The following is a 19,332-nucleotide window of genomic DNA, read 5'->3' on the forward strand; positions in this document are numbered from 1 at the left end:
CTTTTTACATACGGAGAAGCATTATATGCCTTTGTTTTAAATGCGAGTGAGTTCGACAGACCTCACTCTCCGTCCCTCTTCTTCCAGGGAAGCAATGTTCGGAGAGCACTTTTAAAACCCCTCCCCTCATAGGATACAGCTGGTCGGTGGGGGTGCCCTCATTTAACACGCTCTCATTTTTCTTTCCCAGGCTCAGCCTGGGATTGAGATCTGCAAGGCTTTAGCTCGCGTAACGGATCGTACAGGAGGCGGTTCTTCTACTTAAAAGCAACTTGCCAAAACGCGATGCTTCCAATAAGTTAGGTTCGCAATTTATAGATAGAGAAGACGCGGATTTAGTATGACTGCTGAGTTATACGCTAGCTACTACTTTGTCTTGAATCTTGAGACTTTTATCAACTGGTACAGCAGGCTTTTTCTGAACTTGTATTAATAAATCTTGAAAGCTAATTTCTGATTCTTGTAAATTTCCTGAGACAGAATCAAAACCAGAGCATAAAAAACTGTGTTCTTGTACTACCCAAAAAGGAATTTTGAAATCTTTGACAACATCTCTCTCTTGTTTTAAATCGTAGTAAGCAGAAATACCAGTAAAACCACTAGAAATAAATAAGCCGTAACGATAATTGGATTTAAATCTAAATACAGATAGTCGAATATCAACTGGTAGAATAATTCCGCGATCGCTAGTTATACTTGTAGTCTCTATAATACTGTGAAACTGACTTTTGTTGTAAAGTTCATCTAAAGTTACAGGCAACTCCAATTTTCCATAAAATTGATTGCCTAAAATGGCAAGTCCAGAACCTGTTAATTGACCTGAAAACTTTATTGTAACAGCTTTCAAGGAAGATGTTTGCTGTATTCCCGTATCTAATGCTCCCTGAAAACTGGTTATTAACGAGCTAAGTTTTTTCACCAATTTCATCATTGTCCTCCTGAATAAATTTAAGATTTTTCAATAGCAAATAGAGACTTGTAACCAAGAACTATTAAGTAGGCAATACCCAATCCATAAATTTTTGGTTAGCATTTCCCACCCCACAGTATTTAAAATTTTTTAGAAATCATTAAGAATTCATACATATTAAATTTAACAGCTAAAGATTGTGTCTTCTGTTTGATATATACTGACGTAAGTTTGTCATATATTTTGTAAAAGTCTGATAAAGTATCAGTAGTAAAGTTAAAAGCCTATATCAAGTTATATTAAAAAATTTAAACAAGAAATTATGTAAATACACGGAGAGTGTTAGTCGTATTTTGGCTTTAGCTACGAAGAGGAAAAATCAATGTCTACTTACGAAAAGATCTACGCGATTGTACGTCAGATTCCGAGAGGTCGGGTAGCTACTTACGGTCAGGTGGCAGACTTAGCTCATCTATATGGTAAAGCCCGTTTGGTTGGATATGCTCTTTACCGAGTTAATACCAACTTATCGAATGTGCCCTGGCATCGTGTGGTGAATGCCAAAGGTGAAATATCTCATTCCCCTTTACGAAATGGAACTGATTACACGCAGCAATGGCTGCTAGAAGAAGAAGGAATCAAATTTACTCCTGATGGAAAAATTAATCTCCGAGAGTACCTTTGGAAAAGTCGTCAAATTTAATACATTTGAAGCGGTACAATTTATTTAAGAATTCAGTTTTAAGTAGTCATGCAAAATTAATTACACATTTTTAAAACCTAGAATGTCCGTTAGATAAGTATTTCAGGCGATGGGGAGTATGAAATTAATTTTGCTCAGGTACTTATAACCCATTGGCAGAGGTCAGACGGAACCGAAAGTATTACTTATTACCTTTAATACTTATTCCTCCCTTCTGCCCTCTGCCCCCTGCCTTTCCCAGATAAAAAGGGGCAATTGCCTTAGTTCTATAGTTTCTAAAACCAAAAGCAATTGCCCTACTGTATAAGGTGTATGAGAAAGTCAGAATGCACCCATAACTGAGTTTTGAAAGACTATCCCTTAATCATTTCGCGTACTTTTTTCTGAAGCGCTGGGTCTTGTCTGACGACTGCTTCAATTTGATTAAAGCGTTCTGGCTGTAGCCCTTCAGTCTGCAATACCTGTTTCATTTTAGTCTCAGCTTGTTGTTGAATCTGCCTCAAATTTGTGAATGCTTTCTCAAACTGCTGCTTTTCTTGAGAACTAACTGCTGGTGTTGGTGGGGTAGAAGGCGTTTTCTGTGATTTATAAATGGCAAAAAATCGTTCTTGACTTAAACCAGACTTAGTAATGACTTGAGACATTTCCTGATTTGCATTTTGCTCAATGCCTATCAACTGTTTTATTGTACGTGCAAATTTTTGAAGTTCTTCTGAGCTAACCTGGGTGTTGGTTGGAGTAGTGGTGGTTGCTGGAGGCTGAGTTTGAGGCGTTGGCGATGAGGATGGGGATACTGGTTTTTGTTGTGCTTGAACCGACAGGTTGCCGACAAGCAAGAATAGAAAAATACAGCTTCCTGTCAGAAGTTGCTTGAACACGTTGAGTTCCTCCTTAGAGATTACCTACCCCACATTAGAGAAGGTATTGGACTTCTTGGACTAGCTCGTTAAGTTCCATCGATGTAGCAGGCATATTCTAAGGTACACTTAAAAAGCAACACAGCTATTGACTGTTGTTGCTAGCGCACGACTCCAGATACACCATATCGTGGTACGGCTTCATACATATTAACGAAATAGAGTTAATATTGACTGTGCAAAGTGGCACTTCACACATTGACTGTACTCGTAACAATCGCCCAAAAGCCTTTAATCGTCTTTTCAACTTGTAAAGCGACTGCTACAGGCACTTGGGGTTGTTGTTATCGGGGCTAGCATCGGGAAAGAATGTCCGGATAGCACCATTTTTGGTCACAAACACGGTCGTAAATGTTTTGCCATCGTCTGTAACACTTAATTGGCACGCTTTATTTGTTGAAGAGGTATTGGGATTTTTCTTGTAAGCTAAAGAAGCGATCGATAGAATTTCTTCAGCATTGAGAGTGTAACCGTATCCTTTTACAGGAGAGCGAGCAGTTTTATCACCTACTTTTATAATGACACCCATAGTATAAACGGCATTGGGAAGCACCTCTTCTCTAGAGGTATTATTAGCTAAGCGTCCTGCCAAACCTTTTTGCTGAAGCTCTAAATAACGACCAACAAAGTGCAATCCACCAATTGATTTTCCCCAAGTCGGTTCGCCGCAAAAGATGTGGTCAAAAGCCTTTGCTTTAAACCAGACATCGGTTAGATCGTTGAGAAAATCTGCGTTTGAAGTGCGACCTGAAACAAGAGACCCGCCTACAAATTTCTTAATATTGGCTAAAACAGCAGAATTTTTCTTCATCATAGCTTGAAAGCGAGAGGGATCGACGACTGTACCGGGTGCTCCACACGTATTATTAACTGCTTTGTCAAAACTATTTAAAGTTGGAGGTGGTGGAGTCACATCGGCTGGGCTTCCTACTGCTAATCCAGAGACGGGGTTGTTAATGTTGTCAAAGAATGGCAAAGAATCAGAAGGGACAGCAGTCAAAAGAGGATGAGAATGACTAATTACAGTATTGTTTGAACTCAAAATACCTCTACCAAGCTTTACCTCAGCAGGTACGTAACTTCCTTGTTCTCCAGACTCAAATTCTTCTAAAATTGTAGCGCTACTGGCTTTAAACACAAACAAGGACAGCAGTAATATTGCTCCCCCCATAACCTTTAAAGGTGGAACGAGTTGCGACATAATAAATATAGTTTAATTTGTGAATGAATTATTATTTAGCATAGGATTTAATGGTTTATGTTTGAGGTTTACTTTCTTTTACTTAATCTTCATCTTGCACCCACAGCATACCAATGCGATCGCCACTTACAATAATCACTCCTGTATCAAAGGTTGATTCTGTGATTGAGTCCCATTCACTCATGCCTGAAAAATTGTTCACAAATGATGCATTTGTAAAATATTTGCAATCTCCTGTAAACAGAGTTAATACTTTAGCAGAAATTTGCTGAGCTTCTCGAGCAGACATTAGCTCTACAGAATAAGCTAAATCTTTCGTCATTATAAAACTTATAATTTGTTCAGCTTCTTCTTGACTAATTTCTTTCCAACGCTCTCCTAGATTGTGATATCCTTGTTGATTTACAAATGCATCAATGAGTTCTAGAACCTCACGAGATGTTTCAAGGGAGCGAGAAGTTGCAGAGCGTTCGTTCGAGTTATTGGATGTAATTTTTTTGATTTCAAATACAACTTCGCCTTGATTGCGTTTGGTTATCACTTCTGATTTCAGTTGGGCAATTTCCTGAGAGTTGTCAGTTTCTAAATTCATTTTTACAATGTTTATCTTGACTACTAAAAATGATAATAACAGTTACTAGTAACTTCCAATTTGAAAAAAACTTCAAAATTTCTGGGGGTACGGATACCCTTCCTGCTTAGTGGCTCAAACATACTAAAGGTAATACCAATTTGCAAAAAGAATGCAACAGTTGAACATTCGTCTCCCAGTCAGACCTAACACGGGACACCACCGCGCTGTAGTATGTCTGGGGAAAGCAGAGGTGAGACCAAGAACTTGAAGAGAATTAAGCCCGACCAAGGTAACTCACTCACTGGAGTATATCCATTGTGGGATAGCCCGTATGCGTACAGCATTTCCGTCCGAAGAGGGTTTCCTTCGTTGTAGCAAGTTGCACGATCGTATGCGTCACCAGGGGTGAGATATCAAGCACAAACATTTTTTGAATTGATGTTATTAAGTAAGGAGTAAAATAGATACCCGTATTGCAAAAGAGATAATAAATTTCTTAGCAATACCCTACTTAAATTAATGCAATGAGTATAACTTAAGAGCGAGTTGTGCTTTCTCAAGACCTAAGGAATTGTAACTTATAGCACCTTATTCTCTTTCTTAAGAAAAGTAGGTATTGTTTCTGATGAAAGATGAATAAAAGTATCTTCTAAAGTTAAATAGAAAGTGTTCGGTGCAGAACAAAAAGGAAGTAAAACGATGAATCTAATTGCTTGGATTGTTTTAGGTCTTCTTGCAGGTGCCATTGCAAAAGCTATTTATCCCGGTTATCAAAGCGGTGGGATTTTAGGTACTTTGCTTTTAGGCATCGTTGGTGCTTTAATTGGTGGAACATTAGTTAATTTACTGCAAACAGGAACTTTCACTCTGACTTCTGCAACATTAAGTATTCCTGGTTTGTTCGTTGCTGTTTTGGGTGCGATTATTGCAATTTTCTTGTACTACCGATTTTCTCACAGAGCACTTTAGAAATTTACAAGTAGAGTGGGCAATGCCCATCAAAAGATTAATATATAGGGCAAGACCCACTTTACACAGCCAGATCTTTACTTAACTCTTCTTCCAACTGTTCCAATAAAGTATTAACATCTTTACCGACTTGTTCGTAACAAATAGGTGGTGAGATGGCAGGTTGAAAATGAATCAACTTGATTTGCTCTTTGCCAATTCCTATCATCAGAACTTCGACTTCAGGATTGTAATGCTCTACAATTCCTATAACTTCCTGGAGCCTGTTTTCAACGCTACTATTTAGCTTGTCTACTGCTTCTTTAGGACAGTAAACAAAATGCGGTCTTGGTTGTAGATCTATACCTATAGTGCCTTGGTCGCTACCATTTTCTAACCACAAACCCCACGACAACGCCGCTAATTCTTGTTGGTGTACTTTTACAAAGCTATCCAACTGACGCCGCCACTTGTTATCTGTTGATTCGGATTGGTGATTACCAAAGAACATAATGAATTTGGAATTTTGGGTAAGAAGAATCTCGCACAAAGAGGCACTTGGTTCAAAGTATCAGGGCTTACGCAACCTCAACGGGATTTGGAATTTCACGCGTTGCAAATACTCCAAATCCTTCCTTGAAAAGGGAGCTATGCGTAAGTCCTCACTATATTAGCGCTCTTTACACGATCCCTATTTTAGACCAGATTGTACGCGCCAAAGACTTGCGTAAACTCCATTTTGATTGAGGAGTTGTTCGTGAGTTCCAGATTCTACAAACTGTCCGTATTCCATGACATAAATGCAATCGGCGTTGCGTATGGTAGAAAGACGGTGTGCGATCGCAATAGTTGTTCGATTGACAGTGATGTGCTCTAAGGATCGTTGAATTGCGGCTTCGGTCTCATTATCGACGGCTGAGGTAGCCTCGTCTAAAATCAGGATGGGTGGATTTTTTAAGACAGCACGTGCGATCGCAATGCGCTGTCTTTGTCCCCCAGATAACTTTTGACCGCGTTCGCCGACAATTGTTTCATAACCTTGAGGTAACTGCATAATAAAATCATGGGCTTCAGCCACCTTAGCTGCGTTGATGATTTCATCATTATTTGCACTCAAGCGACCGTAAGATATATTTTCTGCAACTGTTCCATGGAATAAGAAGACATCTTGACTGACCAAACCAATGCAAAAGCGTAAATCCCGCAATTTTAAATCTTGGATATTGATGCCATCAAGAGTAATTTGTCCCGATTGAACTTCGTACAAGCGTAATAAAAGTTTAATTAGAGTACTTTTACCCGATCCAGTAGAACCAACAATAGCAATTGTTTTACCCGCCGGAATGTGCAAAGACAAATTTTTAACAACAGGTAACCTATCTTTATAACTAAACGTTACCTCTTTTAATGCCAACTCACCACGTACTCGATCTATAGGTAAGGCTATGTCTCCTGTAGGAATGGCGATAGGAGTATCCAACAAATCCATGACTCGATTGGTGGAAGCCATTGCGCGTTGGTACTGGTCAAAAGTTTCACCCAATCTTGTCAGAGGCCAAAGCAAGCGCTGGATTAAGAAAACGAGGACACTATAAGTACCAACAGACATTTTGCCATTGACAGCAGCAATACCACCAAACAACAGCAATGCCGTGAACCCACCTAGAATCAACATCCGAATCAATGGAATAAAAGCCGCAGATAACTTGATGGCTTTATTATTACTGCGGCGGTATGCTTCGCTTTCTTCTGCCAACCTTGCAATTTCGTAATCTTCGGAGGTAAAACTTTTAATAGTAGTGATGCCACCTAAATTATTTGCCAAACGAGCATTTAGCAGCCCTACCTTTTCCCGGACATCAGCGTAACGAGGAGCAAGCAAATCCTGATAAGCAAAAGAACCCCAGAGAATAAACGGTATTGGTAGCATTGACATCCAAGCAACACTAGGAGCCAAAATAAAGAAAGCACTACCAATAATCACAACGGTAGTAGCGACTTGGAGAATGTCATTTGCTCCCACATCCAAAAAACGTTCCAGTTGATTGATATCATCGCTAAGTATGGACATCAAACCACCTGTACTGCGTTCTTCAAAATATGCCAGTTCCAACTCTTGCAAATGTTTGTAAGCATCCAGACGGAGATCGTGCTGGATATCCTGCGCTAAATTGCGCCAAAGTCTGGCATAAGCGTATTCAAAGACAGATTCCAGTATCCAGACAATGACAGTCAAAAATGAAAGAATTAAGAATTGCCAAAAGATATCTTTCACACCCAACTGAGCAATGATAGAATCTTGCTGCTTTACTACCACATCCACTGCAACGCCAATTAAACCGGGCGGTGCTAAGTCAAAAAGCTTATTGAGGATCGAACAAGCTGTTGCCAGCCAAATTTGTTTGCGATATCGACGTCCGTAATTCAGCAATCGCTTAAGGGGATGGGTTGAAGACGCTCGCCTTCTCGATTTTTGATAAGACCTAAGTATCTTAGCCACTGTCGTAAGTAGATGCTTGGATCTGAATAGTAGCACGACAGCCAACGGCTAAGTGACACCTTAGGTAGTGGGGATTGGGGATTGGAAATTGGAGAGCGGTCAATAATGATGAAAGGTTGTACTGGTTTTGAGTGTTTTACATTCGGTCTGATAGCTTTACAGAGTATCGTTTGCTAAGGTTGAAACAGTTCAAATGTAAAGCCTGTCAATTCAAAACCCAAATTCAAAAACGGTCAACCAAAAATTGAAGGAGAGCAATAACTTGAACAATCAGCAGTTTGCAAATTGGCGAATCACAGTTTTGGGAATTGTATCAGCGATACTTGTGGCTTTAAGCCTAAATTCTTTCATTATTATTAATCCCGGACAAGCAGGGGTATTGAGTATCTTGGGTAAAGCGAAAGATGGAGCTTTGATAGAAGGTATACACCTCATCCCACCTTTTATTTCAGTAGTGGATGTGTACGATTTAACAGTACAAAAGTTTGAAGTTCCTGCAGAAAGTTCGACAAAAGATTTGCAAACTTTAACAGCAAGATTCGCAATTAACTTTCGGATCGACCCGGTGCAGGTTGTTGAAATTAGAAGAAAACAAGGAACACTAGAAAATATTGTTACCAAAATTATTGCCCCACAAACGCAGGAATCTTTTAAGATTGCAGCCGCAAGAAGAACGGTAGAAGAAGCAATTACTAAAAGAAGTGAATTAAAAGAAGATTTTGACACTGCCTTAGGTCAACGATTAGATAAATATGGAATAATAGTGTTGGATACTAGTGTAGTAGATTTAACATTTTCTCCGGAGTTTGCTAGAGCGGTAGAAGAAAAACAAATTGCCGAACAAAGAGCACAAAGAGCAGTTTATGTGGCACGAGAAGCCGAACAAGAAGCACAAGCAGAAATCAATCGCGCTAAAGGTAAAGCAGAAGCTCAAAGACTTTTAGCCGAAACCTTGAAAGCTCAAGGAGGACAGTTAGTTTTGCAGAAAGAAGCTATTGAAGCTTGGAAAACTGGTGGTGCTCAAATGCCAAAAGTTTTAGTAATGGATAGCAATTCTAAGAATACTCCGCCATTTCTTTTTAACTTAGGCAATACATTGAACAGTAACCAGGAATAAGTAACTACCATTGACCAATAATCAGTAACAACCTAAGGATAATAAATTTATATATGACTAATCGAAAGCAAAGCAATTTGAACATTCAAGAAGCTAAAAAAATTCTTAATAAGTTTAACTGCGTAGATATTGCCCCCACTCTCAAGTCATCAGAAAAGACTGGAGTTCGGGAAGCGTTAATTTTTATTGCCAATCTTGCTGACTATCAAATTTTAGGTATCTGTGCCGATACTGCTGAAGAAGGAATGTTAGCAATGAAAACTTATTCTCACGCCTTTGGTTACGAACCACCAAGCGATTTACCTATGATGGATGGACCAGTTTACATCAAATTGAATGGGAAAAATGGCTTGTGCTACCTTGATTCTTACTCAGGACACCACCGAGGAGTGCTTGTTAGCTGTCAATCTTATTCGCAAGGTGGAGTCAACGAAATGTTCGGGCATTTACCTTTGGATTTGTTTGTTTAGTGAGTGGTTAGCACTTAGCAATGTGAATTCAATAAATTGCAATACTCTTGTGTGGTAGGTATCCCCGCCCGCCTGTTTTTTGGGACTGGTAACTGTACGTTCGCTCATTTTTAACGGCAATATTTAATTAAGCCTTACGTAAAAATCCCCGTTTTTCTTTTAGATTAAGGCTTTAATTCCCCTTCGGATCTCAAAATAAGCGAACGCACAGTATTTTAGCTACACCGCAAATTCAACCGCTCGGAACAAACCACTCTTCTCCACGGCGATTCAAAGCATGGGTGACTTCATCTTGAGTCGCAAATCGTTCTGCTTGATTTTGCAGTCGGATTAACAAATCACAAATATTTTGTTTTGTTTTGCTTTTGTCAGTACAAACCTGCGAGTTAAAGGAAGCAAGCAAAATCGGTCTAATTCTGGATTGTGGACAATAAGAGATAGCTGCAAAGTAGAAGTGAGAGCATAGCCGTACTCGTCAGAATCTCGTGCTTCAACAATATAGGACGTTCTCATGCATCCAGTCTGGCTTGCAATCTCTTAATTTCTTCCTGTTCAAACGTCAGACTGTTTAATAAGTGAATGGGTCTATCGACTCCATAGGTAGCAAGAATTTCCTCGATAGCATAGAGATTTTTCTGATGTACTGCGATTAATTTGCAAATTTTTATAATTTCTTCTTCTTTTTCCAAAAAAACATTTTTTGAAAAGTTAATGAATAAGCCAATTAGAAATTTTTTATTGTTCTACTGCCATCAACTAAATTAAAAACAATTTTTAATAATAAAAATAATTTAACCTTTTTCAAAAGAGGTATGAATTATGTGGTTGGAATTTGTGACTATTTAGTATACTATACCTAGGATCTACTCTGACAAGTTCTAAGTTATTAAATATACGTGTTATCATTTCAGTAGAGTCGGAGATTAGTAATAATATGGTTTGGAGCAGGGACTTCTAAATAAAAATGTTTTACTTGTCCTTCTAAAATGTTGCTCCTCAACCGTTCTGCAGGTACTTACAGTAGTTCTCATCCAAAAGAGAAACAACCCATCAGCGTCGAGGGTGCGGTTCCCAAACTCCTGAATGTACCAAGCACTGTATGGGCGTAATGCCTTGCGTCCCTACTAACCATCAACCACTAACTAAATACTATGGGTATTATTACACTACAATCAGTCAAAAAAGATTTTGGTATTAAAGAAATTCTCAAAGAAGCAAGTTTTAGCCTAGATGCAAACGATAAAGTCGGATTAATTGGAACGAATGGATCTGGAAAATCCACATTATTAAAAATGATTGCGGGGTTAGAACCAATTGATAGCGGTCAAATCATAGCTAATTCTGGAGCTAAAATCATTTATTTACCCCAACAACCAGAAGTTGATGAGAATCACACAGTTTTAGAGCAAGTTTTCGCTGACAGTGGCGAACAAATGACATTAGTGCGGGAGTACGAAGAACTTTCAGACAAATTAGCCCACGCACCAGAAGATAAACAGCTACTGTCGCGTTTATCCTCTGTCATGCAACGGATGGATTCCATTAATGCTTGGGAATTGGAAACAAATGCGAAAATCATTCTTTCCCAATTAGGGATCGCAGACTTTAATGCTCTAGTTGGTACTTTATCTGGTGGCTATCGCAAACGAATCGCTTTGGCTACAGCTTTGCTGTCTGAACCCGATTTATTGCTCATGGATGAACCGACAAACCATTTAGATGCCAATTCTGTAGAGTGGTTGCAAAGTTACTTAAATCGTTACCGTGGCGCACTCTTACTCATAACTCACGATCGCTACTTTTTGGATAAAGTCACCAATCGGATTATTGAGATTGACCGAGGGGACATTTATACTTACACCGGGAACTACTCTTACTACTTAGAAAAGAAAGCATTAGCTGAAGAATCTGCTGTTAGCACTCAACGAAAACATCAAGGTGTCTTGCGGCGTGAATTGGAATGGCTAAAACGGGGACCAAAAGCCCGCAGTACAAAACAAAAAGCCAGAATTGACCGCATTCAAGCCATGAGGGAAACGGAGTTTAAACAAGTTCAAGGTAAGGTTGATATTTCTACAGTTAGCCGTCGTATTGGAAAAAAAGTTATTGAAATTACTAATGTATCTAAGGCGTATAATGAAAGAACGTTAATTAAAGATTTTACCTATGAATTTAGCCCGGAAGACAGAGTTGGTATCATTGGTGGGAATGGTGCGGGTAAATCAACTTTACTAAATATCATTACGGGACGCACTACCCCAGATGCCGGACTTGTAGACATTGGTTCTACCATTCACATTGGTTACTTCGATCAACACTCTGAAGAATTGCTATCAGCATTGAACGAAAATCAGCGAGTGATTGACTACATTAAAGAAGAGGGAGAATTTATCAGTATTGCGGATGGTACGAGAATTACTGCTTCCCAAATGCTAGAGCGATTTTTGTTTCCAGGGAACCAACAGTACGCCCCCATTCACAAACTTTCTGGGGGAGAAAAACGACGGCTGTTTCTGCTACGTATTTTGATGAGTGCGCCCAATGTCTTAATATTAGACGAACCAACTAACGATTTAGACGTTCAGACTTTGGCAGTGCTAGAGGATTATTTAGAGGATTTTTCCGGTTGTGCGATCGCCGTTTCTCACGATCGCTTCTTTCTAGATAGGACAGTAGACACCATATTTGCTTTTGAAGAAGGTGGACACATTCGACAATATCCGGGTAATTACTCTGTTTATTTAGATTATAAGAAAGCAGAGGAAGAAAAGCTGCAACAAAGCACTCCTACCAAAGAAAAACAAAAAAATAATGTAGAGACCATTAATAAAACATCTCAATCTCAAGACAATGGAACCAAGAAAAAGCGAGGGCTCTCCAATTGGGAGAAGCGCGAATTTGAACAATTGGAAGGAAAAATTGCTCAGCTAGAAACTGAAAAAACAGAAGCAGAAAAAGCGCTGACAAAAGTTCCTCCAGGTAACTACAGCCAGGTGCAGAAACTCTACGAACAGGTAGAAACTTTAAAGCAAGCAATTGATACAGCAACTGAGCGGTGGTTAGAATTGGCAGAAAGGGAGTCTTAATGGTTAATGGCTAATGGTGAGACCAGAGAAAGCAGGAGGGTTTTCCTCCCCTCTCTCCTACTCCCCCCTTCTCCCCCTCAGCAAACCGCAATAACTTTTACTTACGAACAGTTAAGGCATGAAAATCACTAATATTAACTCCATTTACAATGTTATCGAATTTATATAGATAGATAGGTTTAGCGTTCTTGCCATCGTTTTCAATTTGCACGACGCCTACTCCGGGAGTAGCACCTACACTGTTAAAAAATGCTGGATCGTTTCCTGAGATGGGATTTGGTCCACGCTGTGAAATAAAAGCAACTTCTTGGGATGGTGACGTTTCTATTAAGTCTGGTGCGGGATCTGAACCTAAAGCTGTGTCTGTCAGATTTACAAGATTTATTGCCCGAACTTTGTTTGAACTGTCAATATTTTGGTCGAAAAGGTCAGGTTGGATCTCATGTATTGTAATGGTGTTTGATGCACGATTAAGCTGCCATAAATAGCGATCGCCAACAACTACTACACCATGAACATCATTACCGGATTGAGGAACTTTAATGAAATCTGGACGCTTTGAGGGATTTTCTAGTAGAGATTTGTTGTTATAAACATAGACAAAGTCAGCTATTTGGGGATCGGCATTGCCTGCATTAGTAATAAAGAGATCGTTAACCTGAGAGGCTACCAATCCATTGAAAGTGACTTCTTCTTTACTATATATGTGTGCTATTGTTAGCGTGTCTGCATTAACGATCGCCACGCCCCCATCAGCAAATGTGACATAAACGAATTGACCTGTATCATCGACTACAGCTACCACTGGTCGAGCAGTTGCAGTTCCTAAGGCTGTCTTGGTATCTGGAATGTTAAAGTCTAAGGTTTTTACTTCACCAAAAATTTTGCTTCTTGTCTCATAATTTGTGGAAATCTTATGAATTCGTTGACCGGGAGTATCTGCAACAAATACATAGTTGTTATCTTTTGAGACGTAAACAGCGTGGGAGTTCGAGTTCGGTAATCCTGGCGGAAGAATCGAATCGACAACTTCACGTTTATCGGCGTCAATTGCGTAAATCTGAGCCGTGGTAGCGTGTCCTACAATTGCGTGTGTAGCTCCTTTGTTAAAAGCAATCCAGTGAGGTTTTTGACCTGCTGCAAGTCCGTTTCTCTTAGCGCTAGCAGCTAAGTTCACTTGCTCAACTTTTGCATGACCTCTTAAAAAGTCTTGGTCGTTACCTGAAAGAACATAGAGATTCCCTCCCAAAGAAGTACCATCAAAGGAATCAGCTTGGTCAATAGCCCATACTTCATAGATTGATGGATTCTTTGGTTGTTTAGCTGAGGCTGATAGAGAAAAATTGCTACCAAGTGGTAGAGGGACTTGGGTAAATATAACCCAGACAATCCCAACGAAAAATAGGAACGGAAGGAAGAATTTCTTCATCTTTATTTTTCCTCATTCAAATACATGGCTTTAGCTGTACAAAGCCTCATAACCCATTAGACTGTATTGGAAAAAGTTTTTTCCACAACGAAGACATCACCTAGATATTTTTCATCTAGGCTTCGATCTATTTGAAAAGGTTCTAATTACGACATACTGTAAAACATTACTATGAATACGGTTATTCAATCAAGATTTAGATGTATAAAGTTTTTATGAATTTTACAGATGGCTTGTCAAGTCACTTTAGATGTCTACATGACCGATTTGTAGGGAGCATCCCAATTTGGAAAAAATACATTTGTGATTGAAATCGCGACTATACAAGCTATGTCCACCTAGGTGGACAAGCGTTTGTGTAGCCAGAAAATTCTATTCTTGCAGGCTTTTGGCACTCTTTGGGATGCTCCCGATTTGTATTATCCTTTTTGTCACCTGATATTAACCATCGTTACTAGCATTTTTGATTGACCATCAAAACTTTTTCAAGTAACGTTTTCTTCAATAAAGAACGGAAAGAGCTAAATAATTGTAGTATAAGGCTTATAAAGCACAATAGAATGATGCGATCGTATCAGCATTTCATACCTAGTAACAGTTGTTTTTGAAAATTTATAATGACAATAATTGATGGGTATTTTGATGAATTGGAATTTTGGAATTCTGCCTATTTTGGTTCTCCCAAGATTGAGGATAGTACATTAATAATTCCTACTCGGGAAATCAACATCTATGCAAGAATCGGCGATTGCGGCTTTTAACTTCAAATGCTTACCATGTCCAATTGCCAAAACCATTGCTCTTCGATACCAAAACACGGGCGCTGCTGCTATAGCATAGCCTAAACCGAAATTAGTATGGTGCGAGCGCAGATCTCGTTATGTTAGCGAAGTTCGGATCTCTCTTCTACTATTTCAAACAAATCTTCAAGCAAGACATCAAACGTCCGAGCTAACTTTTTTAGGGCTACTAAATCAACCGTTGCTCTTTGTGGAAGGCGCACGTAAGTTTTAATTGTGCTGTATGGTACTCCCGATCGCTCGGACACTTCTTTAATCGTCCAGCCCTCGTTGTCCGCAAACTCTTTAATTCTTAACCTTACCATTCCCATACTTGACACAAGACGAAATTTAGTCTTTAATAGCTAAAATAATATTATAAAGCGACCGCCTAAGTTTGCAAGACAAGAGCGATCGCACATCCAATAACAATCCCATAAAGAGATACCAACTTATCGGAATCACCTCAAAGGAATCACCTTGAAAGAATCGCTTTAAAGGAATCACTTGAAGGGAAATCACTTGAAGGGGATCGCCTTACAGGAATCTATATAATATGATAACACCACAATCTGAATCCAAATCTGTTCATCCACTAGCGAGATTTGTCACTCCAGAAGCAATATCGCTCCTTTTAAAGATAAAAATTGAGCACATTAAAGAGATTCGTTTGTGGCCTAAGGTCATTCTTGTTGTTGCACAAGGATTAACAAGGTTTGTAAGCTACGCCGATTTGCCACCGATAGTAGAAGCCGAACCACCCAAAAAACAAGATTTTATTCTGTGGCGCAAGCGCTGGCGAAAACATGAAACAAAGCAAGCTCCTGATTTTTGGCAAGAATTTTACAGACGGAAGTTTCAGAACGCGAATTCTGTTGTTGAACTCCATAAATGGGGAGTTTTGGTGAGAGCTATGAAAAATGCCTTTTGTCAAACAACTCTCTCGTTCTTACGGAACCAGTATCTACAAGCAAGACGCTTTATTCAGTCTTTGATAACAGACGGTTATCCGACAGCTACAGAAACTACAGCCGCTTGCAGAAACTCTTAAAGTATAGATATAAGTCAAGCGATCGTGTTTCGGCTCTCTTGTCCTTAAAGCCTGAAATCCTTGAGTGTAAACGATTTTAACTGGGCGCAGAGTTTTCCAGAAATTTTCTGGTTGTTATCGAAAAACAAACGAAGTATAACAGTTAAGATAGAATTATTAAGGCTTGTTTACAGAATTTCTATATTTACCCAAATTCTGTTACACAGACAGACCACCTAGATATGAATTCTAAAATCCTCTTCTTAGTTGATTAAACACTTATGACGCTCCCAATCCGTAACGTCGCAATTATTGCCCACGTAGACCACGGCAAAACAACCCTTGTTGATGCTCTCCTCAAACAATCCGGTATCTTTCGAGAAGGAGAAGACGTTCCGGATTGCGTCATGGACTCTAACGATCTAGAACGAGAGAGAGGAATCACAATTCTTGCCAAAAATACGGCGGTTAAATACAAAGAAACTCTCATTAATATTGTTGATACCCCCGGACACGCTGACTTTGGCGGTGAAGTAGAACGCGTTCTGGGTATGGTAGACGGTTGTATCCTGATTGTGGATGCTAATGAAGGTCCAATGCCTCAAACTCGCTTTGTACTGAAAAAAGCATTGGAAAAAGGGCTGCGCCCCATTGTCGTAGTCAATAAAATTGACCGTCCTCAAGCAGATCCTCACGGTGCGATCGATAAAGTTTTAGATCTGTTCTTGGAATTAGGAGCAGATGACGACCAGTGCGATTTCCCCTACCTGTTCGCCTCAGGTTTGAGTGGCTACGCTAAAGACGAACTCGAAGACGAATCTAAGGATATGCAACCCCTGTTTGAAGCTATCCTGCGCCACGTACCACCACCAGTTGGGGATGTGAACAAACCCATACAACTGCAAGTTACAACTCTAGATTACTCTGAATATCTGGGGCGGATTGTCATTGGTAGAATTCACAATGGTACCATCCGCATGGGACAGCAAGCTGCATTAGTTAAAGAAAACGGTGAAGTTGTCAAAGCAAAAATCAGCAAATTGCTGGGCTTTGAAGGGCTGAAACGGATTGAAATTCCAGAAGCATCTGCAGGTCACATCGTCGCAGTCGCGGGTTTTGCTGATGCCAATATTGGAGAAACAATTACCGATCCCAACGAACCTCAAGCACTACCACTGATTAAAGTCGATGAACCGACTTTACAGATGACCTTCTGGGTAAACGATTCTCCCTTTGCAGGTCAGGAAGGCAAATTAGTAACATCACGACAAGTCCGCGATCGCTTGATCCGCGAACTCGAAACTAACGTTGCTTTGCGCGTAGAAGAAACCGATTCTCCCGATAAATTCCTCGTTTCCGGTCGGGGAGAACTGCACTTGGGTATCTTAATCGAAACCATGCGTCGGGAAGGTTACGAGTTTCAGGTTTCCCAGCCACAGGTTATTTACCGTGAAGTCAACGGACAACCTTGCGAACCATTTGAACTTTTAGTGTTAGACATTCCTGAAGATGCAGTTGGTAGCTGTATCGAACGTTTGGGACAACGCAAAGGCGAAATGCAAGATATGCAAGTTGGTGGTAACGGACGTACCCAGCTAGAGTTTGTCATTCCCGCTCGTGGATTAATTGGTTTCCGTGGTGAATTCATGAGGATGACTCGTGGTGAGGGGATCATGAACCACAGTTTCTTAGACTACCGTCCCATCAGTGGAGATATTGAAGCTCGTAACAAAGGCGTATTGATCTCCTTTGAAGAAGGCGTTGCTACCTTCTACGCGATGAAGAACGCTGAAGATAGAGGTTCATTCTTTATCACCCCAGGTACTAAAGTCTACAAAGGTATGATTGTCGGAGAACACAATCGTCCACAAGACTTAGAACTAAATGTTTGTAAGACCAAACAGCTCACCAACCACCGCGCAGCGGGTGGTGATGAATTGGTTCAGTTACAAGCACCTGTAGACATGAGCCTAGAGCGTGCGTTGGAATACATTGGACCAGATGAATTGGTGGAAGTCACACCCCAATCCATCCGCCTGAGAAAGATGGCTAAGAAGTTGGCAAAACGCTAATGGTTTAGTGGTTAGTAGAACAACTAACCACTAACTAACCCTTCTCATCTCGGTTTATAACTGTAACTCAACTCAAAATTACGATTTGTAGATTGCGCTGGGTCTAAACCGCCATTGCGGGCGCGACGGCGCAAGTCACCAAAATCGGGAGAAGCACCGATCGCATCCTCAATACTTATTTGACCGGTCAGCATTAAGTCGCACAAAGCGTGATTCATCACTTGCATTCCTTCGCTAGTACTGCTTTCCATAAGTTGGAACGCCTCTATCTCTTCACCCTTGAGCAAGTAATCTTGCATAGTTGGTGTATTCATCAAAATTTCTAGTGCTGCTACGCGACGACCATCAGTTGTAGGAAGTAACTGTTGGGATACGATCGCAACCAATGAGTCAACAATTTGCACGCGCATAGCTGCTTGCTCTTCTGGGTTATAAATATTTAGCAAGCGATTGATTGACCCAATAGCGTTTTTGGTATGAAGAGTTCCTAAAACCAAGTGACCTGTTTGTGCGGCTTTTAATGCGGTGTCAACAGTCATGCGATCGCGCATTTCTCCAATCAAAATGACATCGGGATCTTCCCGCAATACTGACCTTAAAGCATGATGAAATTCATTGGTATGTAAGCCCACTTCTCGCTGACTGATTAGGGATTTTTGAGAAGTGTGAACGTACTCAATAGGATCTTCTATGGTGATAATGTGTTTTTGCGCTGTCTCATTGAGATGTTGAATCATAGCGGCTAAAGTCGTAGACTTTCCAGAACCTGTTGGTCCTGTCGCTAAGATAAGCCCTTGCTTGTGGCTGATAATGTATTTAAGGATTTGTGGTAAACCCAAACTATCAATAGAAGGGACTTGCAATGTAATTAATCGCAGTACCATTGCACCGCCACTTAAGGTTTCAAAACAATTGACACGACAGCGCAAGAACCCAGGATAAAAAACGGCTGTGTCCAATTCTTTGGTTTCTGCAAACAGTTGTCTTGCATTTTGAGAAAGAATTTCGTCTAAATACCCTTCAAAAACTTTTGGTGAAACTTTCTCCGCTCTTTCATAAGAGACCATCTCACCCCGAATCCGAAAGCGGGGAACTTCTCCTACACGAATATGAATATCAGAAGCATGCTGAGCATAAGCATCACGTACTAGTTGTTGAATTGAAATGGCATTTCTTTGCACTTGATTGGCTTTTTGTAAAAGCGGGTGATTTGGTGGTGGTGGAGGTAAATGCGTAAGTTTTGGGTTTTTAAACTGTGACGTTAAATTGTCATCCATTGGAGTTTCCTTCGGTAGATGTGGAATATACAGAAGCGATGACACTTGGTTAAAAGAGTACGAATTCTTAAACCAGTGTACTTAAGTAAACCGTGAATATACTTGAATTGTAAGTCCTGTAATTAACGCAGTAAATTGTAAAACATGAAACTTTCAATAAGGTAACTCAAAGTTTAGACAATTAGGGAAAAATTATTAAATTTTTTACCTCGAACGTGAAAAATTTGTTAATTTTCAAATGATTTTCTGTAAATGTGTCATTTATTTTAGAAAATCTTTTGAAGATTTAGATGATTGAAGATACGCAAATGATAGTAGT

General features: G+C 39.9%; 19 protein-coding genes. 8 read left to right on the plus strand and 11 right to left on the minus strand.

Annotated elements, in window-relative coordinates:
- Positions 1 to 352: 352 nt before the first annotated feature.
- The gene (locus HC643_RS11935; RefSeq protein ID WP_038084343.1) at positions 353 to 931 is read right to left on the minus strand and encodes a hypothetical protein; all 579 of its coding nucleotides are present in this window, start codon (positions 929 to 931) and stop codon (positions 353 to 355) included.
- 361 nt (positions 932 to 1,292) lie between these two features.
- On the opposite strand from HC643_RS11935, the gene HC643_RS11940 reads away from it, so the two are divergent.
- Positions 1,293 to 1,613, plus strand: a complete 321-nt coding sequence (locus tag HC643_RS11940; RefSeq protein ID WP_038084346.1) for an MGMT family protein — start codon at positions 1,293 to 1,295, stop codon at positions 1,611 to 1,613.
- Between the two features lie 353 nt (positions 1,614 to 1,966).
- On the opposite strand, the gene HC643_RS11945 is transcribed toward HC643_RS11940, so the two are convergent.
- The 3 genes from HC643_RS11945 to HC643_RS11955 all read right to left on the minus strand — a co-directional run bounded on the left by HC643_RS11945 (position 1,967) and on the right by HC643_RS11955 (position 4,323).
- Positions 1,967 to 2,491 (minus strand): DUF4168 domain-containing protein, encoded by a 525-nt coding sequence (locus HC643_RS11945; protein WP_038084348.1) that lies wholly within the window; start codon positions 2,489 to 2,491, stop codon positions 1,967 to 1,969.
- Between the two features lie 301 nt (positions 2,492 to 2,792).
- A complete protein-coding gene (locus tag HC643_RS11950; protein WP_038084350.1) occupies positions 2,793 to 3,731 on the minus strand; it encodes an EndoU domain-containing protein in 939 nt (312 codons plus the stop codon).
- Between the two features lie 82 nt (positions 3,732 to 3,813).
- Positions 3,814 to 4,323 carry a hypothetical protein gene (locus HC643_RS11955; RefSeq protein WP_038084352.1) on the minus strand — a complete coding sequence of 170 codons (510 nt, stop codon included), beginning with the start codon at positions 4,321 to 4,323 and terminating at the stop codon, positions 3,814 to 3,816.
- 681 nt (positions 4,324 to 5,004) lie between these two features.
- Here HC643_RS11955 and HC643_RS11960 point away from each other — a divergent pair.
- On the plus strand, positions 5,005 to 5,274 hold the full coding sequence (locus HC643_RS11960) for a GlsB/YeaQ/YmgE family stress response membrane protein (RefSeq protein WP_038084355.1): 270 nt from the start codon (positions 5,005 to 5,007) through the stop codon (positions 5,272 to 5,274).
- Between the two features lie 61 nt (positions 5,275 to 5,335).
- Here the strand turns inward: HC643_RS11960 and ccmS are convergent, their stop codons facing one another.
- Together ccmS and HC643_RS11970 are read right to left on the minus strand one after the other, a co-directional pair.
- Positions 5,336 to 5,764: a beta-carboxysome assembly chaperone CcmS gene (ccmS, locus tag HC643_RS11965; protein ID WP_038084358.1), complete on the minus strand. Its 429-nt coding sequence runs from the start codon at positions 5,762 to 5,764 to the stop codon at positions 5,336 to 5,338.
- A 180-nt stretch (positions 5,765 to 5,944) separates the two neighbouring features.
- A complete protein-coding gene (locus tag HC643_RS11970; RefSeq protein WP_038084361.1) occupies positions 5,945 to 7,753 on the minus strand; it encodes an ABC transporter ATP-binding protein in 1,809 nt (602 codons plus the stop codon).
- A 262-nt stretch (positions 7,754 to 8,015) separates the two neighbouring features.
- Between HC643_RS11970 and HC643_RS11975 the strand changes: the two genes are divergently transcribed.
- Together HC643_RS11975 and HC643_RS11980 are read left to right on the plus strand one after the other, a co-directional pair.
- Positions 8,016 to 8,870, plus strand: a complete 855-nt coding sequence (locus tag HC643_RS11975; RefSeq protein ID WP_038084397.1) for a prohibitin family protein — start codon at positions 8,016 to 8,018, stop codon at positions 8,868 to 8,870.
- A 53-nt stretch (positions 8,871 to 8,923) separates the two neighbouring features.
- Positions 8,924 to 9,340, plus strand: coding sequence for a DUF1824 family protein (locus HC643_RS11980; RefSeq protein WP_038084364.1), 417 nt, complete (start codon positions 8,924 to 8,926; stop codon positions 9,338 to 9,340).
- Between the two features lie 330 nt (positions 9,341 to 9,670).
- Here HC643_RS11980 and HC643_RS11985 read toward each other — a convergent pair whose 3' ends face one another.
- Together HC643_RS11985 and HC643_RS11990 are read right to left on the minus strand one after the other, a co-directional pair.
- The gene (locus HC643_RS11985; protein ID WP_050045705.1) at positions 9,671 to 9,853 is read right to left on the minus strand and encodes a hypothetical protein; all 183 of its coding nucleotides are present in this window, start codon (positions 9,851 to 9,853) and stop codon (positions 9,671 to 9,673) included.
- The gene (locus tag HC643_RS11990; RefSeq protein WP_038084367.1) at positions 9,850 to 10,029 is read right to left on the minus strand and encodes a hypothetical protein; all 180 of its coding nucleotides are present in this window, start codon (positions 10,027 to 10,029) and stop codon (positions 9,850 to 9,852) included. The genes HC643_RS11985 and HC643_RS11990 overlap by 4 nt, the downstream gene beginning before the upstream one ends.
- 462 nt (positions 10,030 to 10,491) lie before the next feature.
- Here HC643_RS11990 and HC643_RS11995 point away from each other — a divergent pair, with 462 nt between their 5' ends.
- Positions 10,492 to 12,426, plus strand: a complete 1,935-nt coding sequence (locus HC643_RS11995; RefSeq protein WP_050045706.1) for an ABC-F family ATP-binding cassette domain-containing protein — start codon at positions 10,492 to 10,494, stop codon at positions 12,424 to 12,426.
- 97 nt (positions 12,427 to 12,523) lie between these two features.
- Here the strand turns inward: HC643_RS11995 and HC643_RS12000 are convergent, their stop codons facing one another.
- A complete protein-coding gene (locus HC643_RS12000) occupies positions 12,524 to 13,855 on the minus strand; it encodes a YncE family protein (RefSeq protein ID WP_038084369.1) in 1,332 nt (443 codons plus the stop codon).
- Between the two features lie 617 nt (positions 13,856 to 14,472).
- Between HC643_RS12000 and HC643_RS12005 the strand changes: the two genes are divergently transcribed.
- Positions 14,473 to 14,616, plus strand: coding sequence for a hypothetical protein (locus HC643_RS12005; protein WP_167844666.1), 144 nt, complete (start codon positions 14,473 to 14,475; stop codon positions 14,614 to 14,616).
- Between the two features lie 122 nt (positions 14,617 to 14,738).
- Here the strand turns inward: HC643_RS12005 and HC643_RS12010 are convergent, their stop codons facing one another.
- Complete coding sequence (locus HC643_RS12010; RefSeq protein ID WP_038084371.1) at positions 14,739 to 14,966, minus strand: helix-turn-helix domain-containing protein; 228 nt, start codon at positions 14,964 to 14,966, stop codon at positions 14,739 to 14,741.
- Between the two features lie 224 nt (positions 14,967 to 15,190).
- On the opposite strand from HC643_RS12010, the gene HC643_RS12020 reads away from it, so the two are divergent.
- The gene (locus HC643_RS12020) at positions 15,191 to 15,685 is read left to right on the plus strand and encodes a hypothetical protein (RefSeq protein ID WP_050045707.1); all 495 of its coding nucleotides are present in this window, start codon (positions 15,191 to 15,193) and stop codon (positions 15,683 to 15,685) included.
- 260 nt (positions 15,686 to 15,945) lie between these two features.
- Positions 15,946 to 17,736 (plus strand): translational GTPase TypA, encoded by a 1,791-nt coding sequence (gene typA / locus HC643_RS12025; protein ID WP_038084373.1) that lies wholly within the window; start codon positions 15,946 to 15,948, stop codon positions 17,734 to 17,736.
- Positions 17,737 to 17,780: 44 nt separating this feature from the next.
- Here typA and HC643_RS12030 read toward each other — a convergent pair whose 3' ends face one another.
- The gene (locus HC643_RS12030; RefSeq protein WP_038084374.1) at positions 17,781 to 19,013 is read right to left on the minus strand and encodes a type IV pilus twitching motility protein PilT; all 1,233 of its coding nucleotides are present in this window, start codon (positions 19,011 to 19,013) and stop codon (positions 17,781 to 17,783) included.
- Positions 19,014 to 19,332 lie beyond the last annotated feature (319 nt).

Origin of the sequence: Tolypothrix bouteillei VB521301 (assembly GCF_000760695.4) — a bacterium.
GTDB lineage: Bacteria > Cyanobacteriota > Cyanobacteriia > Cyanobacteriales > Nostocaceae > Scytonema > Scytonema bouteillei_A.

Excerpts from the sequence above, each read along its gene's own strand:
- HC643_RS12030 (WP_038084374.1), bottom strand. The coding sequence starts at position 19,013 with ATGGATGACAATTTAACGTCACAGTTTAAAAACCCAAAACTTACGCAT.
- HC643_RS11980 (WP_038084364.1), top strand. The coding sequence starts at position 8,924 with ATGACTAATCGAAAGCAAAGCAATTTGAACATTCAAGAAGCTAAAAAA.
- HC643_RS12010 (WP_038084371.1), bottom strand. The coding sequence starts at position 14,966 with ATGGGAATGGTAAGGTTAAGAATTAAAGAGTTTGCGGACAACGAGGGC.
- HC643_RS12000 (WP_038084369.1), bottom strand. The coding sequence starts at position 13,855 with ATGAAGAAATTCTTCCTTCCGTTCCTATTTTTCGTTGGGATTGTCTGG.
- HC643_RS11985 (WP_050045705.1), bottom strand. The coding sequence starts at position 9,853 with ATGAGAACGTCCTATATTGTTGAAGCACGAGATTCTGACGAGTACGGC.
- HC643_RS11950 (WP_038084350.1), bottom strand. The coding sequence starts at position 3,731 with ATGTCGCAACTCGTTCCACCTTTAAAGGTTATGGGGGGAGCAATATTA.
- HC643_RS11960 (WP_038084355.1), top strand. The coding sequence starts at position 5,005 with ATGAATCTAATTGCTTGGATTGTTTTAGGTCTTCTTGCAGGTGCCATT.
- ccmS (WP_038084358.1), bottom strand. The coding sequence starts at position 5,764 with ATGTTCTTTGGTAATCACCAATCCGAATCAACAGATAACAAGTGGCGG.
- HC643_RS11955 (WP_038084352.1), bottom strand. The coding sequence starts at position 4,323 with ATGAATTTAGAAACTGACAACTCTCAGGAAATTGCCCAACTGAAATCA.
- HC643_RS11995 (WP_050045706.1), top strand. The coding sequence starts at position 10,492 with ATGGGTATTATTACACTACAATCAGTCAAAAAAGATTTTGGTATTAAA.
- HC643_RS12005 (WP_167844666.1), top strand. The coding sequence starts at position 14,473 with ATGACAATAATTGATGGGTATTTTGATGAATTGGAATTTTGGAATTCT.
- HC643_RS11940 (WP_038084346.1), top strand. The coding sequence starts at position 1,293 with ATGTCTACTTACGAAAAGATCTACGCGATTGTACGTCAGATTCCGAGA.
- HC643_RS11935 (WP_038084343.1), bottom strand. The coding sequence starts at position 931 with ATGATGAAATTGGTGAAAAAACTTAGCTCGTTAATAACCAGTTTTCAG.
- HC643_RS12020 (WP_050045707.1), top strand. The coding sequence starts at position 15,191 with ATGATAACACCACAATCTGAATCCAAATCTGTTCATCCACTAGCGAGA.
- typA (WP_038084373.1), top strand. The coding sequence starts at position 15,946 with ATGACGCTCCCAATCCGTAACGTCGCAATTATTGCCCACGTAGACCAC.